We start from the raw sequence: 16,541 nt of genomic DNA on the forward strand, positions 1-16,541 counted from the left end.
TGCTAGCTTATATCCCGCTTCGTGTTTGCATATTTTTTTAGCAGACGAAGTTTGGGAAACGTCAAGAATGATTTCGGCGGATCGACCAGGGCCGATAATGCGCGCGCATAATCCAGCACCAGACCGGGCGTCCACGCCATGGATTCTGCGCGTTTGCGCATCAGTCCCGCTGCCCATAGCTCAGGATAAATGATCGCGCGCAACGCTGTCATTATTGGCCAGTTGTGGTCACGATAAACACCTTCCAGCGCTGCATCCAGAGCATCAGCGACTGCACTTGAGCAATTGCGGTTTGTGAGATTATAGGTGTTGTCTGCGCTGTAATGTTGCCAGAATGCATTCAATCGCGATGCGTCGATATTCTTGATCACCACCTGCACCGTCGATTGGCACCATTCGGCGGATTCTTCCTGATAGCTTGGCAGGAAACGTCCGGGCACATTGTTGTCTGCGGTGGCGCGTAATGTCCGGGTGAATTCGTCCGGCGATCGGTCGATCTCGACTGCAGGATAATGGCTGATATAGACGTGTGGGGCCATTTCCAGAGCCGCATGGCCTGTGGAAATGACGCCGTTTGTATCGACGGCTGCGATATATCGATTGATGGCCCTTTGATGAAGCGGGGTCATGACCTGACCTGTGGGAGTCCAGACATGGACGATCAGCTCGCTGCGATTGGCAGAATGGGCGAGGGAGCTGGAATCCGGCTTGTTCCATAAAGGATTTCTGTTGAAGATACTGCTGATCGATGCGCCTTCTTCCAGCCGTCGCACCCGTGTCGCAATGTTCAATATGCCAAGGCTGGTCAAAATCATGACGGCGCCGACATTGAAGGCAACTGTTCCGGCGTACCATGTTGGCCATGGCTGAAGCGTTGCAATGGCGATGCAAACTTCCGCAATGCCGCCCATCAGCCCCAGCCGCCAGCGGGGATAGCGGACAACCCATGCACTGCCAATGCGCACACTGCCATCCACAAGGAAGCAGAACCCCAGCACCATCGCAAGCGTGAAGTGGCTGGCGGGGGTGGCGCTGATAATCAGTAAGGCGACCGAGAACAATGCGATACCCTGCACGACACGCATTCGTCTCGCCGTTCCCTGACTGAACGCGGCAGCCAGGAGGCCGACAGCCGCCTCCGGCAGCAGGAAATAGCCAAAAAAGCGCGACGGAATGATCGTCTTTCCGTCCAGCGCATCTATAGCGATGAATGTGCCGAGGAGAAGCCAGACGCCGCCGGTAATGAGCAGTATTTTCCAGTGCCGCTGGATAATTTCGCGACCAAGGAGAATAAGAACGATGCGTATCATGCCTGGGGGTCTCCACTGGGTTTAAGCGTGCGCTTTACGATCAGGGCGAACACCATGAAAACGACGCAGACCATTCCCACAAAGGTCGGTAGGCCGTGCTGCATCACGTCCAGAAAACCGCCTGCCAGCATCGGTCCCACCAAGGCGCCACCGCCCCAGAACAGCCCCATCGCCGCATAGACGCTGATAAGGTCCGCCCCACGGAACTGCGAGCCGATTATCGCGAGCATTGTAGTATAAATGCCAACGAAAATTCCGCCCCAGATGAACAATGCCGGGTAGGCCAGCCAGCTCACCGATAGAAGCAGGGGCCAGAGAAATGCCGTTATTGCGGAAACCGCCGTTAGGGCGATCATCAATGTAACCCGGTTCATCTTGTCTGATAGCCAGCCAATGGGAAGCTGCAGCGCAATGGCACCGACCATGAGAACCGTGATCAGTTGTGCACCTTCGGTTTCGTTCCAGCCGAGCCGCATGGCATAAATGGCAAGGAAAGACAGTCCGGCTGTTTCAACTGCCGAATTGATTGCCGTTGTTCCCATGGCAATGGGCGACAGTCGCATCATACGCAAGAAATTTGAGTGTTTTTGCTGGGCCATTTCAATCTGTCGAAGTCCCGGCAGACTCATGATGACAAAGGCGAGGAGGGCGACGACCGCCCCGATTGCAAATGGCACCAACCCTTCAAACCCCGTAAACGACAGGATCAGCGGGCCGCCGGCAAAACCCAGCGAGAGCGACGCCGTATAGGTCGCCATGATGCGTCCGCGATTTTTATTGTCGCTCAGCTCGCTGGCCCAGGTTTCCGTCAATACGAACAGAATTTCGGCAGAAATTCCCAGCAGGAAACGCAACGGAAACCAGAACCAGAAACTAGGCACCATTGGAAACAGGATCAGAAGCAACGCTGATGAAAGTAGCGCGGCCATGATGAGATATTTGGGCTTGTAGCGGATAGCCAGTCCCGAAAGGAAGGGGGCTATGCACAGGACGCCGAGCGCATGCATGGCGGCATTGGCACCGACAAGCGTTTCCGTCAGCCCGCTTTTGATAAGCATATGCGCCACCAGCGGAGCCGTCAGGCTGTAAGTGAGCCCGAAAATCGACGCTGTCGCAATTATGATGGCAAGGGAAAGGAGCGAACTTTTTTCACTTGAGCGTTGTGTTTCAACGCTGTCGACTTCTGCTTCCAGTCTCAATTCTTTGCCCCAACCCAAAAGAATAGAATCGATGATACCCCATTGTCCAATACACCGCTCTTCGTAATCAATTAGTGAAGCCGAAATTGCAAAAATTCTACATAGAGGCCTCCCCGAAAAGGCTAAAACGGTTTTCGGAGAAGACTTGTGCTGAAAAGAGATTTTAAAACATTGATCTATTTCATTCAGATCGGTCGTCACACTCTGTGTAACTTCGAATAAACGCCGCGATAAACCAGAGGACCTATATCCCATTCCCTTCTAGAGAACACGGTTTATTTACGCCCTCTATATAATGAGTTGCGCCAACGTATTTTTTGGGGGGGCGTTCATGGCAACATTACTGGGGATGTCGATTTACGTATCATTCTTGGCATTTTGCTTTTTCGGGGCGCTTTTATATGCTTGTGGGTGGCTCCTTTTGGGATTGCGAGCTGCGCGTGCGTCGAAAGACCCTACTTCGGTGCCCATTGGTGCTTTTATCGGGACCATTTCCACCGCATGGGCTTTATCTCTTGGCTTCGTCGCTGCAGACGCATGGACGCTCAATTCCCGAGCCGATCTCGCGACCAGCAACGAACGATCTGCAATTTTTCGAATGCTGGGCACTGCTCATCCCACGGTGCTGAACAATGCGAGGCTTAAGAGTGCAGTAGAAACCTATCGGGCCCTGGTGGTTTCCGATGAATGGGGAACCGACGATAATATCGAACCTTCGCCGAAGGTGGAGAGGTCGCTTCTTGCCATTCGTTCCGTTGTCCAAACAGTGGCCAGTGATGGCACGCCCGCTCCGATCGTATCTCAGCTCATTCATGATTTTAACGAGCTTCAGAATGCTCGCAATGATCGCATCGCTATCGCTAACACGTCCATCGACCAGTATAAATGGTATCTTGTACTGGCGCTGACATTCCTGACTATCGCAACTATTGCCTCGACCCACGCGGATCGGGTGCGGGCTGGGAGGCATGCCTTGTTACTTTATTCGGTAACGGCTTCGATCAGCCTGTGGATTCTTGCGATCCATGCCAATCCATATATCGGCACCGAAGAACTAAACCCCACGCTATTGTTTTCAAGCCAACGTAGCTGATCGGGCACGTTCTCGAGCGGTCATCACGATGAATGACCGCTGTTAACAAGCTGCATGTGGCAGTTTATAAGTAAACGCGGTCCAGTTCATGCTTAGTGCGATCGAAGAGTTGGAGGTCCCTCCGTGAATAGTATCATAACAGCCGCGATGCGCGCCCGCTACGCCGTTTGGCGTCGTTGTAATAATCGGACGCCTGCTGCACGGAGCGATGGCGCGATTGCTCCATCGCTTCGGGGAGTGGAATGCCGCGTTTGGCAGCTTCGGTGAGATAGCCGGAGCGCAGGCCGTGGGCTGAAAATTCTTTTGCATCGAGACCTGCCATTTGCGCCCGCTGCTTGACGATCCGGTTGATGGCGCTCGGTTCCAGCGCCCGTGCCGAAACATTGCCCCAGCGATCGACTTTTCGAAACACGCTGCCCTTGTCGATTTTTGCCGCTTCCAGCCAGCGGGTCAGGGCTTCAACAGGCCGGCCAGTCAGATAGACGGTTTCATCGTGATCGGCCCCACTTGTTTTGGTGCGACCGAGATGGATGCCGAGAGAGGGGAGGGGAGAGCCGTCCTCGTCAGTGACAGGGGCTTGTTTGACCAGCTGTTCCATGCGCAAGCCGGCCACTTCGCTGCGCCGGCGTCCACCTGATCCAAAGGCCAGCATCAGGATGGCCCGGTCGCGGAGCGCGGTTAGATCCTCGCCGGAACAGGTTGCCAGCAGCTTGCCCAGAATATCGCCGGTAATGGCATTGGCACTCTTGCGGCTGCGCGGCCGGTTCAGGGCGCGCACCGCAAGCCGGATGGCCGATTTGACGGACGGCGATGAAAACGATCCTTCCAGACCGCGCCAGCGGGTCAGCGTCGACCAGTTGGCAAGCCGACGACGGACAGTGGCCGGCGCATGCGGTCCCGACACGCGCAGAAAACCTTGTTGGCGCAATTCCTCTTCCACGTCGGCCGGCATGCCGTGATCAGGTTCGATCTCGCGTTGCTGCGGCCGCCATAAATGATGGGCGATGAATTTCAGGAGCAGGGCTTCCGGCGCCGGGAAGGGGAGGGGATTGCCGGTTGCAGCCAGCGACCAGGCTTCAAGATAGGCCAGATCCGAGGTCAGCGCGCGCAGCGTGTTTTCGCCCATGCCTTCATTGACCAGGTGGCGCAGCGTCTCGATATCCTGATCGGTCAATAGCCCGGCGAGCCTGTCGCGGCGGTTCAGCGGCAGAACAGCCGCTATGGCGTCACGACACGAAAGTGGCGAATCTGTCCGACTTTTAAGAACGTATCCGGAACTCAGGTTGGTTTGACCGTGGTTGTCGTTGCTTTTTCGGCCTTGAGAGCTTCGTAGAGGGCGGTTTTCCCTATTTTCACGCGGGCCGCGGCTTCCCGGACGTTCAAACCGGCCGCCAGATGCTGGCGGGCTTTGGCAAGTTTGTCCGGGGTTACGACGACTTGTCGGCCACCGCGTCGGCCGCGTTCCTCTGCGGCTTGCAGACCGGCACGTGTTCGTTCCCGGATCAGATCGCGCTCGAACTGTGCCAGCGCGCCGAACAGGTGGAAGACCAGGCGACCGCCGGATGTCGTGGTGTCGATGTTTTCGGTGATGGATCGGAAGCCGACGCCTTTGGCCTCCAGTTCGGTGATGATCTCGATGAGGTGCTTCATCGACCGGCCGAGGCGGTCGAGCTTCCAGACTGTGAGCGTGTCGCCGTCGCGAACGTAGCGGATCGCCTCAGCCAATCCGGGGCGGTCAGTCTTCACGCCGGATGCCTTATCCTCGAACAGCCTTTCACAACCTGCTTTGCGCAAAGCGTCGAGTTGCAGGGCGGTGTCCTGCTCGCCGGTGGAGACCCTTGCATAGCCGATAGAGGTCATGAGACGTGGTTTGTCCGTTTTTCCGTTGAATTCGGACATTGTCCGATTTGCCGTTTCATGACAAGGTTTGCGGACAAGAACTGTGGATGCCGCGAAACGTTCGTTTGTCGGACACGCATTTTCCGTTTCGCTGCACTCTCCGCGGCGAAACGGGAAGATCAGAGAATGGCGCGAAGAGCATTACTGAGCGAGGCATGGTGGCAACAGGCGACGATCATCCCGGATAACGAAAGGGAGATCGCCAAACATTACACGCTGGATCGATCGGATCTCGACCTGATCATGCGACAGAACAAGGCCTCGAACAGACTGGGCCTCGCCTGTGTTCTGGCCACGCTACGATACCCTGGCCGACCGCTTGCGGATGGCGAGGTCCTGCCGGCTGGCGTCTTACGATTTCTGGCGCGGCAGATCGGCGTCGATCACCATGAGATCGATCGTTATTTCGAGCGCCCACAGACGCGGCGCGAGCATCTGGCCCTGCTTTTCTACAGAATGCAGATGCGTCCGTTTGTGCCTTCGGACGTGCGGGCACTCACAGGCTGGCTGACACCTGCCGCGCAAACCCTGCGCCAGGCCGATGTATTGGCGGATATGGTCGTGGAAGAACTGCGACGCAGGAGAATTCTTTTGCCAGCGCGGCCAGCGCTCGAAGCCATCATTCATGTGGCAATCAGGCGCGGCATTCGTATTGCTCATCGGGCCTTGGCCGGCGGGATCTCAGAAGGCCAAAAGCTCGATCTGGACAAGCTTCTCGATCCGCGTGAGGGGACAAGCGTGACCATTCTTGCCTGGGCGAGAACGCCGGCATTGTCGCCAGCCGCCGTCAACCTCGACAGAATTGCCGAGCGCATTCGTTTTCTCCGGTCTCTGAACCTGCCGACGACGTTGATGGATCGAATTCCGGCCAAGGTCTTTGACGAATTTGCTGCAGAGGGGACGCGAATGAGCGCGCAGCATCTGCGCGACCTTAACACCGAACGCCGACATGCTGTCCTGGCTGCAACAGTGCTCCACCTTTCCCGCCATCTCACCGATTGCGCGATCGACATGTTCAAGAAACTCATGGGCATCCTGACGCGGCGAGCCAATAACCAGGCGGCTGCTCGCGTCACCCGATCCGTTCGGGAAGTGCAGACGCCGTTGAAGGACGTTTCAAAAGTCTGCCATGCGATCATCAAGGCCAGAGAGAAGGGTGAGGACATGGCCAAAGCGCTTGATCTGGTCATCCAATGGCCAGCTTTTGCAACCAGTGTCCAGGCGGTTGATACGCTGATCGCGCCGGATGTTATCGACGGTAAAATCGAAATGCTCCAGCGCTATCCGACGATCAGGAAACTGGCGCCACAGTTTCTCTCCACTCTCGTGTTCCGCGGTCACGCAGTGGCGGCGAACCTCTTGCGGGCGCTATCCGTGGTCGCGGGTCTATATCGTACGGGCAAAAGGACCATACCCGACAAGGCACCGATCTCCTTTGCGCCGAAGGGCTGGATGCCTCTCATACTCAAAGATGGAAAGATTGATCGCAGGGCTTATGAGCTTTGCCTTTTCAGCGAATTGAAGCGCCGGCTCGATGCGGGCGATATCTGGGTGGAAGGAGCCAAACGCTTCCAGTCTTTCGAAAGCTTTCTCATTCCCACGCCGACATTCGAGCTGATGCGTGAGGAAGGAGCGCTTCCAATCGCCGTTGATACCGATGTCGAGACTTATCTTCGCCAACAGCGCCAGCTGCTGAACGATGGACTGGCTGACCTCTCGCGTCTGGCCGCAGCCGGCGAGCTCGACGATGTAGAACTGACCGGGGCGGGGTTTAGCGTCACGCCGCACAAGGCTATGTTTCCGGATATCGCCAAGTCGCTGAAGCTAAAGGTGGAAAGCCGTCTGCCTGCGATCCGCATCACTGACCTTTTGCTCGAGGTTGACGCCCGAACGGAATTTTCGAACGCCTTTACCCATTTGCGCAGCGGTCGGACGGCCGACAACAAGCTTGCGCTCCTCACCGCCATCCTGGCGGACGGCATCAATCTCGGTCTCACGAGAATGGCGGACGTTTCCCCCGGCATTACGATGCGCCAACTCGCCTGGGCGCACGACTGGCATATTCGCGAGGAAGGTTACACGGCCGCGCACGCCATTCTCGTCAACGCCCAGAGGCAATTGCCTCTGGCAAGCTTGTGGGGCGATGGAACAACGTCATCCTCCGATGGCCAGTATTTTCCGGCGGGCGGACACGCCGAGGCGATCGGCGACCTCAACGGCCGCTATGGTCCCAACCCCGGCGCCAAATTCTACCGGTTCACCTCTGACCAGTACGGCGCTTTCTACATCATCGCCATGAATGCCAATGCGAGCGAAGCCATCTATGTCCTCGATGGACTGCTCTATCATGGCAGCGATCTCGCCATCGAAACCCACTATGTCGATACCGGCGGGGTAAGCGATATGAGCTTCGCCCTTTGCCATCTCGTTGGTTTCCAGATTGTGCCTCGGCTGCGCGGTCTCAAGGATCGCAAGCTCTATCTCTTCCCGGGCGACGCGCCTCCCGAAAACCTGGCGCCGCTCGTTGGCGAGCACATCAACGTCGAGCGGATCAAGGCAAACTGGAACGACATCCTGCGGCTGGTCACGACGATCCGTTCCGGGCAGGTTCGGCCTTCGACCCTGTTGGCAAAGCTGTCCGCATTCCCACGCCAGAACGGACTGGCGTTGGCGCTACGCGATCTCGGTCGCATCAATCGGTCCATCTTTCTGCCCCAGTGGTGGCAGAACCCCGAAATGCGCAGGAACGCGACGGCCGGCCTCAACAAGAGCGAATCCCAGAACACCTTGGCCCGCGCACTGTTCTTCAATCGCCTCGGAGAATTGCGCGACCGGACTTTCGAGAGCCAGTTCTACCGAGCATCTGGACTGAACCTGCTAATCAACGCCATCGTCTACTGGAACACACTCTATCTCGAACCGGCGTTCGCCGAGCTCAACCGCGAGGGCATTCCCACGCCGCTTGACATCATCAAACACATTACCCCACTCGGCTGGCAGCACATCAGTCTCACCGGCGATTACATCTGGACCCCAACAGACGGCGTTGATCTCAGGCCATTGCGGCGCGAAACATCTATCCTCGCAGCGTGATCACCATACGTTCTCAAAAGTCGGACAGATCCAACACTTTCGTGTCGTGACGCCATTATGCCGAATGGATAAGTGCCTTAATCCAGCAGAGCCGAGGTCCATAATCTTGAAATCTAGCTCCTATTCGACAAGTGTCGGTACCAAATCTGAAGCGGACATCGACGCTGTCAGCCCGATTGAGGCTCGATACTGGAAGGCACAGTGTTTCATTCTTATATATGGTGAGCAATCCCTTTGGGATGCGCAGCGTCGCGCAAACTTGGTGCACCTTCCCGCTCGATTTCCTCTTCGGTATAGGGATCGGCGTTCGCGTCGAACCGTTGTCAACCTTTCTGGACCTAGAGTTTGGGTCGGGCGTTGATATCCACCGGATTGTCACCGGCCAAAATTGCGTCTTCTTCCGATACGCCGCTCTTTGTAAGGGCCCCGATGAAACCACCGGCGACACCCCCGACAACTGCGCCTCTGACTGCACCGCCCCCCGCACCAGAGCGGGCATTCCTCTCGCCGTCCCGTCAGCGAAGTCGCGACATCTGTGCTCAGACCCGTTTCATCAATGAAGACGAGGCGCGCCGGATCGAGATCGAGTTGGCTGGCGAACCAGTCGTGGCGACGCTTCAAAAGGTCGGGGCGCTCCTGCTCCAATGCAGGTGCGGTCTTTTTTGAATGTCCAAGCGCGCCTTCCCAACAAGGGAATCCTTATCGCGATTCCGCGTACAACGGACGTGCCCTAGAATCCCCAAGTTCAAAGGCCGCAAAGGACAGTCGCCGGGTGCGACTGTCCTAAAGTGAAGGGCTACGTGGCTCCGTTGGTCTTCACAGAAAGCTATCAAGAATCGGCTTCCACTCGCCATTCTGATTGTCGAACTGCGGAATATGCGCGAGGCTATGAAGTAGCTTCACATCTTCGCCCAGTGTGGCCTGCCAGTCCTTGGCTTCGGTGAGGATGACGCCGATGCCGACGACCTCGCCACCCGCCTTGCGCACCAACTCGACTGATCCCTTGAGACTCGAACCCGACGCCACGACGTCGTCCACCACGACCACGCGTTTTCCCTCGAGAAGCGGGATTGCCTGACGATCGAGAAGCAAACGCTGTTCGCCCTTGGAGGTGATGGAAGAAATCGTCTGCACCAGTGCATCGCCGAGATGGATTTTCGGCGACTTCTGCAACACCACATAATCGTCGAGACCAAGCGCGCGCGACACTTCAATCGCCACCGGAATACCGAGCGTTGCAGCGCCGACGATCACATCGGGCTTCAGCGGCGCCAGCTTTTCGGCCAGCGTCTTGCCCACATGTTCGCCAAAGCGAACACCCAGATCGATGACCATCATCAGGGAAATGGCGAAGTTCGGATTGATCGGCACAATCGGCAGATCGACCTTGCGGCCTGCCACATCGACGGTCCAGACCTGTCCGTTGCCGGAGAGTTTCGTGCTGTCTTCAGTCATCGTTTTACGTCCTTGGTATTGAGCCGTGATTCGACCAGCAGGCCGACATTGCGCCAAGTGGTGCGCTTGCGCTTGGTGTCGAAGCCATAAATGGCGAGCGAAAGCGAAATGGCATGCGCCATGCGGATTGCTTGCACCAGAAGCGGAACACCGCGCGCCAGCGCAAAACGCAGGCGCATCGGGAAGGAGACGTCATCGATTTCCATGCCGCGGGCGCGCTGCGCATCCGCGATACGTTCGAAATCCTCGCGCAGCATTGGGATGATGCCAAAGGTCAGCGACAGCACTAGCGTTACCATAGGCGGCAGACGCGCAGCGCTTGCCGCTGCGAGAATGGAACCCGGCGTGATGGTTTCCATTACAAAGTAGAAGGCAGCCGTGGTCGTCACCAGTCGCGCCGCCATACCGGCGGCAATCGGCAGCGTGTCCACGAAGGCCATACCTTGCAGCACGAGATTGAGAATCCAGCTCGCCATGACGAGCAGCGTCAACAGCATCGCACCCTTGAGATAGCCACGCAGGCCCGGCACCTTGACCAGCACCAGAAAGCCGACCGTTACCAGCGCCAGCGGCACGCCATAATGCCAGCCGGGCACCAGCCAGGCTGCAAGCATAACCAGAAAAGCCGCGACGAGCTTCACGAAGAAGTTCAAATCGTAGAAGATTTTCATGCGGCTTCCCCCGTCTCGACGACGCGCGGCTTGGGCCAGCCCAGTGCGCCATAGGCATCGGAAGCCCAGGACGCGTCCACATCGCCATCGAAAGTGACATGGCCGTTATCGAGGATCATGACACGGGACGACACATCGTCCACCAGTTCCAGATCGTGCGAGATCAGCATCACGGCACGGTTTTCGCTAAGTGCGGTTTCGAGGAACAGTTCCAGCATACGGCGACCGTTGAGATCGCGCGCCAGAAGCGGCTCATCGAGAATGGCAACCGAAGCGCCCGCCGCTTCCGCACAGGCGAGACCAAGCAAGGCCTGCTGCCGCGAGGAAAGCGCAAACGGGTTGGTTTCCTCGTGACCGCCCAGACCGTATTTGTGCAGGCAAGCCGTTGCGCGGGCGGTGATGGCGTCATCCTTCGGCGCGCGGGTTGCCGCTGTGATGGCGAAGACCACCTCTTCCAGCACCGTCATGTTGAACAAAATCCGGCGCATGTTCTGTGGCAGATAAGCAACCGAACGGGCACGCTTTGCGGCAGTCCACTTGTCGGCATTCTCGCCGCCAATGGTGATTGAACCGGCCGCAATTTTCTGAAGGCCCAGAATGGACTGGAACAGCGTGGTCTTGCCCGCGCCGTTCTTGCCAATCAGACCGACGACCTCGCCCGCCCGTATCTGGAAATTCACGTTTTCAAGAACCGGCTGTCCGTCACGGCGCTGAAGCTGCGTCTTGATGCACGACACGGAAACGAGTACCTGACCATCGGCTTTGCCACCGGCAAGGCGCTTGCGCACCGCCACAGGCGGCAGAACACCCGCATCTTCCCAGGCTCCCGCATCATTGATGATGGAAGCAAGCGGCACGACGGGCGCAAGCTTGCCTTCCTTCACCAGACCGACATCGGTGACGACAGCCTGCAAGGAAGCAGGATCCTGTTCAGCAATCAGCAGGGCCGGAATTTCCGCACCGAGCCTTTTGAGAACCCGCACAAGACGCTGGCGCGCCGCCGGATCAAGACCCGTGGTCGGCTCGTCGAGGATCAGGAGCTTCGGCTCGGCAGCCAGCGCGGCGGCCATGGCCACCATGCGCCGCTCGCCGCCCGAAAGGGTCAGCACGCGACGGCCACGCAAGGCGTTCAGTTCAAGCTCGTTGAGAAGATCGTCAATCCGCGTGCGGACGGCGTCTTTGGCAAGGCCGCGATTTTCCAGCGGAAAGGCAATCAGGTCTTCGACGCTGAGATCCCAGAGCTGGTCTTCCACATTCTGCGAAACCACACCGACCGTGCTGAACAGCTCATCCTTCGATATGGAAGAGATGGGCTTGCCGTTCAGCATCACATCGCCGCCAAAAACCTGCGGGGTAATCACACGCGGTACAATGCCGGATGCAGCGTTGAGCAGCGTGGTCTTGCCACTGCCGCCCGCGCCGCAGACCAGAAGGCGTTCGCCGTCACGGATATCGAGGCTGGCCTCGGCGATTGCCAACACGGAATCGCCAAAGCCGACTTTAACATTCTGCAGTTGGAGCACTTTTCCGGGCCCGTTCTCAGAAACGCGTGAAACCGGACGGATGCGCGCCCTTGAGAATCTTCAGAGCCGGAACGACCAGCAGCGGGGTGCCGATCAGCATCGGAACGATATCGGAAAGACCGAGATACATGACGGCCCACCAGAATGGGAAAATGCCAAGATAGGCAAGGCTTGCCGAAACGGCGGCAACCATCAAGAGGCCAACAATCAGGCAGGTCGCTGCAATTTTAATCAGCGTTGCGCGATTGAAAGTCGTGGTCTTCGGATCGAACAGTATGCCGGGGATCAGGCCGGTTAGGCCAACCATGATGCCGTCGATGAGTAGCGAATGCGCAGGAATAAAGGTGCCAGCGAGTAGCGACCAAATGATTGTGCCGAGATAGCCGCAGATGAAGCCGCTCTTGCGGCCCAGCAGAATACCGACTAGCGGCGGCAGGAAAGCAAAAATGCGCCACTGGATCACACCCGGAACCAGCTGGATCGGATTGGCATAAGCCCAGAGAACGCCGGTTGCCGCAGCGGCAACGATGGAAAGAACGATCGGAAACAGTGTATTTCCGTCGTTGTGGATGGTGGTTGAGTTGGACATTGTCTTATTCCCGTAAAGTATCTCCCGTCTGCTTAAAGCAAAAGCCATGCCGCTTGGCTGTCGCAGCGGGCGAAAGAGACTTTATTGTAATGGCGTGAGGCTATCCTGTCGGCATTTCTGTAGCGATAAAGCACTTCCGGCAAAAACACCCGGCCTTCCGAAGAGTCAAGCGGAGTCACGCCTGCAAATCAAAGAGTCACATCATACTGGACTTTGCCAGAAGAAAACCACTCTCAATGGTTATCTCACCATCAGGAACAGGGTCGTTGGCGTCATCCTGGTGATCTCTGCCGTGTTGTTGTTATACGATCTAAGCTGCACAGTTGTTATGTCCGCCACTCCTCAACCTAGGCGTTTGCAATGGCTGGAAGGGCTTCTTGACAGCATGTTTGTCCATTCGCGCGGGTATGGAACACGGAACATCACTTCCACATGCTTCGCATCCGTGCGCCGACATCAATGCGGACATTGCGCGCGCTGGCTTCGCTGGCGGTTGCTGCTACTTTTGGCCAGTTCGCCGTCTCAAATAAATGAAGGAGTGTGGCGGGGATGAATCGCGTTCGCGAAGCATATACATGCCGGTCGCCCTTCGCATTTTGCCCATAGGTAAAAAAACGTTGCGGTGTAATGAGAGCAAGATTGTCGCGGGCCCGTGTCATGCCGACATAAAGCAGGCGGCGTTCCTCTTCCAGCTCGGCCGTCGTTCCCGCCCCCAGATCAGAGGGCATACAGCCGTCAACGACGTTGAGCATGTAAACGGAGCGCCATTCCTGACCTTTGGCGGAATGAATGGTGGAAAGGATGAGATAGTCCTCATCAAGAAGCGGTACGCCAGCCTGATCGCTCGTTGCATCCGGTGGATCAAGCGTAAGCTCGGTGAGAAAGCGTTCACGGTTCGGATAGCCGTTGGCGATCTGTTCGAGCTGAACCAGATCCGCCTTGCGTGTATCGTGGTCTTCATGAAGACGTTCAAGATGGGGCTCGTACCAGACGCGCGCCAGGCCGATTTCTCCTGGCCAACCGCCTTCGGCTTTTCGAAGGCTGGAGAGGAGATCAATAAAAACTGGCCAGTCGTCCCCAATTCTTGGCGGTGGCGGAATTTCTGCAAGCGACTGCAAAGGTTCCGGGTCCAGGGCAATGGTGTCAAGAATCCTGCCAGCCGTTTGCGGGCCAACGCCGGGTAGCATCTGCAAAAGGCGGAAGCCCGCAACACGGTCGCGTGGATTCTGCGCAAACCTCAATGTAGCGAGCAGGTCTTTCACATGCGCACTGTCGAGGAATTTCAGTCCGCCGAATTTCACGAAGGGGATGTTGCGACGGGTAAGTTCGACTTCCAAAGCGCCACTATGGCTCGACGTGCGAAACAGCACCGCCTGCTGTTTGAGCCTGATGCCCACCTCACGGTTCGCCAGGACCTGCTCGACAATATAGTTCGCCTGATCGCTCTCGTCCCGAACCGTTACAAGCATGGGCCGTTGCTCCGATTGACGATCGGTCCAGAGGTTCTTGGTAAACCGTTCGCGGGCGAGACTGATCACTCCATTCGCGGCAGCAAGGATGGGCTGTGTTGAACGATAATTGCGATCGAGTGTGATGACGTCGGCTGGCTTTGGAGAAAATTCCTTGGGAAAGTCGAGGATGTTGTGAATGGTTGCTGCGCGGAAGGAATAGATCGACTGCGCATCATCACCAACAACCGTCAGACCATGCCCGCTCGGTTTCAGCGCCAACAGGATCGATGCCTGAAGGCGGTTTGTGTCCTGATATTCATCAACCAGAACATGGTCGAAACGATGACCGACATCCTCGGCAAGCGCGGCATCCGACATCATCTGCGCCCAGTAAAGCAGGAGATCATCATAATCGAGCACATTTTGATGCTGTTTGGCTTCCACATAGGCGGCAAAGAGCTGTTTCAGTTGCTCTTCCCAGCCAAGGGCAAAAGGATAGGCATTCTTTAACACCACGCCGATTGTACTCTCGGAATTGACGACCCGCGAATAGATTGCGAGACAGGTGCCTTTGGTTGGAAAGCGACTTTCCATTTTCGAGAAACCCAGTTCATGACGAATGAGGTTCATGAGATCGGCGCTGTCTTCTCGGTCATGAATGGTAAAGTCGGCGCTGAGCCCGATCTGTTGGGCGTAAATACGCAAAAGACGCGCGCCCATTCCATGAAACGTTCCCGCCCAGGCCAGGGCGTCCGTCATGAAGGTCGAGTGATCGCCAAGCACTTGTTTGCAGATACGCTGGACACGCCCGGCCATTTCGGATGCCGCGCGACGCGAGAATGTCATCAACAATATCCGGCGCGGATCAGCGCCATTGACGATCAGGTGAGCGACACGATGCGCCAATGTGTTCGTCTTGCCCGATCCAGCACCCGCGATGATCAAAAGTGGACCACCAATCGCGCCATCCGGCATGGCGACGCCATGCTCAACCGCCTCGCGCTGGCGATCATTCAGTTGTTCCAGATGGGCCGCTGCCATATGTCCTCGTCACGCATGAATGGTTTTGAACACGGGACCGCGGATAATCGGCTGACATGTCCATGCGTGCTTTATTAGAGCATTCGAAACAAAAAGGGAACATACTTGCCTGCGCCCCTGGCGATGCATTCCTTGCCTCGCAATCGCTGCAGTTAAACGGTTCTGTCGCAAAATTTTGTGCTGGTTAAGTGCGCCTTATCACTGGGCACAATTATGCTGCGAGCTCTGCAAAGACCTGAAAAGGCGAATGGTTGTTGTTTGCGAATTGGCCTTTGCGGATCATATGTGCCACTTCAATGCCCGCGATTGTCGCTGATGCGCTGTGAAACGCCTTGAAGCCCATCATTGGCTTGGTGATCTTCTTGATGAACCGATGGTCTTGCTCAAGAATATTGTTGAGATATTTCACCTGAAGAATTTCAAACATCATGCCGACACCAGTGATTTTCAGGATCGTGTTTGCAGCCTGTGCACCGGCCAGGTTAGCCCCGCTTTTATCAATGACAACCTTGTGCGGAACACCATTGCTTGCGATGGCTTTTTTAAAGAAACGCCTTGCCGCACTAAGATTTCGGCGCTCAGAGAGCATAAATTCCAAGGTTTGGCCGTCACGATCAACAGCCCTATACAGATAGGTCCATTTCCCTTTGACCTTTATATAAGTCTCGTCAATACGCCATGAGCCAAGAGTTAAACGCTTACGTTTCTGTGCCTGCTCTGCAATCTGTGGAGAATATCGTACAACCCATCGGTTCAGTGTTGCATGGTCAACATCGACACCACGTTCAGCCATGATTTCCTGAAGATCGCGATAGGAAACTGGATAACGGACATAAAAGAACACAGCATAAAGAATGACACTTGTGGGGAAATGAGCTCCCTTGAAATCCACTGTCACCCGCTAAGACCTCATGCAGTTTCCCGTACTGATAATGACATAGATCACCAAAAGTGAAAAATTTGCGACACAGCCATCCTGGGCCGTTCACGTTGTTTGAGAAACCCCACGACCACGTCCAGACAAAGAATATTAAATGGACGGCAGCTATAAATCCCATTGCGGCAAGAAAACGCTTAATTGCCATGCCCTTTGTCATGATGACATCTCCCCTTAAATTTGAACTATAAAGAAGGATAGTTCAAGTTATTGTCTAACATCCTCTCACGTCGGCGGAATCGAGGCAAACTATTGCAGATAAGGCGTGCTAATTCGGCGC

General features: G+C 56.2%; 12 protein-coding genes and 1 pseudogene. 2 read left to right on the top strand and 11 right to left on the bottom strand.

Going from position 1 to position 16,541, the window contains the following annotated elements:
• Nucleotides 1-2: 2 nt before the first annotated feature.
• Together MKS82_RS00325 and MKS82_RS00330 are read right to left on the bottom strand one after the other, a co-directional pair.
• Nucleotides 3-1,310, bottom strand: a complete 1,308-nt coding sequence (locus tag MKS82_RS00325) for an HdeD family acid-resistance protein (protein ID WP_240578234.1) — start codon at nucleotides 1,308-1,310, stop codon at nucleotides 3-5.
• A complete protein-coding gene (locus MKS82_RS00330; protein ID WP_235913302.1) occupies nucleotides 1,307-2,509 on the bottom strand; it encodes an MFS transporter in 1,203 nt (400 codons plus the stop codon). Before MKS82_RS00330 ends, MKS82_RS00325 begins: the two co-directional genes overlap by 4 nt.
• Before the next feature lie 331 nt (nucleotides 2,510-2,840).
• Between MKS82_RS00330 and MKS82_RS00335 the strand changes: the two genes are divergently transcribed.
• Nucleotides 2,841-3,602, top strand: coding sequence for a bestrophin-like domain (locus MKS82_RS00335; protein WP_112585133.1), 762 nt, complete (start codon nucleotides 2,841-2,843; stop codon nucleotides 3,600-3,602).
• A gap of 133 nt (nucleotides 3,603-3,735) precedes the next feature.
• Here MKS82_RS00335 and MKS82_RS00340 read toward each other — a convergent pair whose 3' ends face one another.
• Both MKS82_RS00340 and MKS82_RS00345 read right to left on the bottom strand, forming a co-directional pair.
• Complete coding sequence (locus MKS82_RS00340) at nucleotides 3,736-4,884, bottom strand: site-specific integrase (RefSeq protein ID WP_240578242.1); 1,149 nt, start codon at nucleotides 4,882-4,884, stop codon at nucleotides 3,736-3,738.
• Nucleotides 4,881-5,462, bottom strand: coding sequence for a recombinase family protein (locus tag MKS82_RS00345; protein WP_109614887.1), 582 nt, complete (start codon nucleotides 5,460-5,462; stop codon nucleotides 4,881-4,883). Before MKS82_RS00345 ends, MKS82_RS00340 begins: the two co-directional genes overlap by 4 nt.
• A gap of 165 nt (nucleotides 5,463-5,627) precedes the next feature.
• Between MKS82_RS00345 and MKS82_RS00350 the strand changes: the two genes are divergently transcribed.
• Complete coding sequence (locus tag MKS82_RS00350) at nucleotides 5,628-8,594, top strand: Tn3 family transposase (protein ID WP_109614870.1); 2,967 nt, start codon at nucleotides 5,628-5,630, stop codon at nucleotides 8,592-8,594.
• 507 nt (nucleotides 8,595-9,101) lie between these two features.
• On the opposite strand, the pseudogene MKS82_RS00355 reads toward MKS82_RS00350, so the two are convergent.
• From MKS82_RS00355 to MKS82_RS00385, 7 genes and pseudogenes are all read right to left on the bottom strand, one after another.
• Nucleotides 9,102-9,257: pseudogene (locus MKS82_RS00355) on the bottom strand (IS630 family transposase); the annotation flags it as partial.
• Between the two features lie 153 nt (nucleotides 9,258-9,410).
• Nucleotides 9,411-10,049, bottom strand: coding sequence for a phosphoribosyltransferase family protein (locus MKS82_RS00360; RefSeq protein WP_109989880.1), 639 nt, complete (start codon nucleotides 10,047-10,049; stop codon nucleotides 9,411-9,413).
• The gene (locus MKS82_RS00365) at nucleotides 10,046-10,720 is read right to left on the bottom strand and encodes an energy-coupling factor transporter transmembrane component T family protein (protein WP_240578235.1); all 675 of its coding nucleotides are present in this window, start codon (nucleotides 10,718-10,720) and stop codon (nucleotides 10,046-10,048) included. The genes MKS82_RS00360 and MKS82_RS00365 overlap by 4 nt, the downstream gene beginning before the upstream one ends.
• On the bottom strand, nucleotides 10,717-12,243 hold the full coding sequence (locus MKS82_RS00370) for an ABC transporter ATP-binding protein (RefSeq protein ID WP_109989878.1): 1,527 nt from the start codon (nucleotides 12,241-12,243) through the stop codon (nucleotides 10,717-10,719). The genes MKS82_RS00365 and MKS82_RS00370 overlap by 4 nt, the downstream gene beginning before the upstream one ends.
• Nucleotides 12,244-12,259: 16 nt before the next feature.
• Entirely contained in the window at nucleotides 12,260-12,832 is a 573-nt protein-coding gene (locus MKS82_RS00375) for an aminotriazole resistance protein (protein WP_021586547.1), read from the bottom strand.
• Nucleotides 12,833-13,254: 422 nt separating this feature from the next.
• A complete protein-coding gene (locus tag MKS82_RS00380; RefSeq protein WP_109989877.1) occupies nucleotides 13,255-15,324 on the bottom strand; it encodes an ATP-dependent helicase in 2,070 nt (689 codons plus the stop codon).
• 211 nt (nucleotides 15,325-15,535) lie between these two features.
• Complete coding sequence (locus MKS82_RS00385) at nucleotides 15,536-16,222, bottom strand: IS6 family transposase (protein WP_024899860.1); 687 nt, start codon at nucleotides 16,220-16,222, stop codon at nucleotides 15,536-15,538.
• Between the last annotated feature and the right edge of the window lie 319 nt (nucleotides 16,223-16,541).

Origin of the sequence: Ochrobactrum sp. A-1, assembly GCF_022488005.1 — a bacterium.
GTDB lineage: Bacteria > Pseudomonadota > Alphaproteobacteria > Rhizobiales > Rhizobiaceae > Brucella.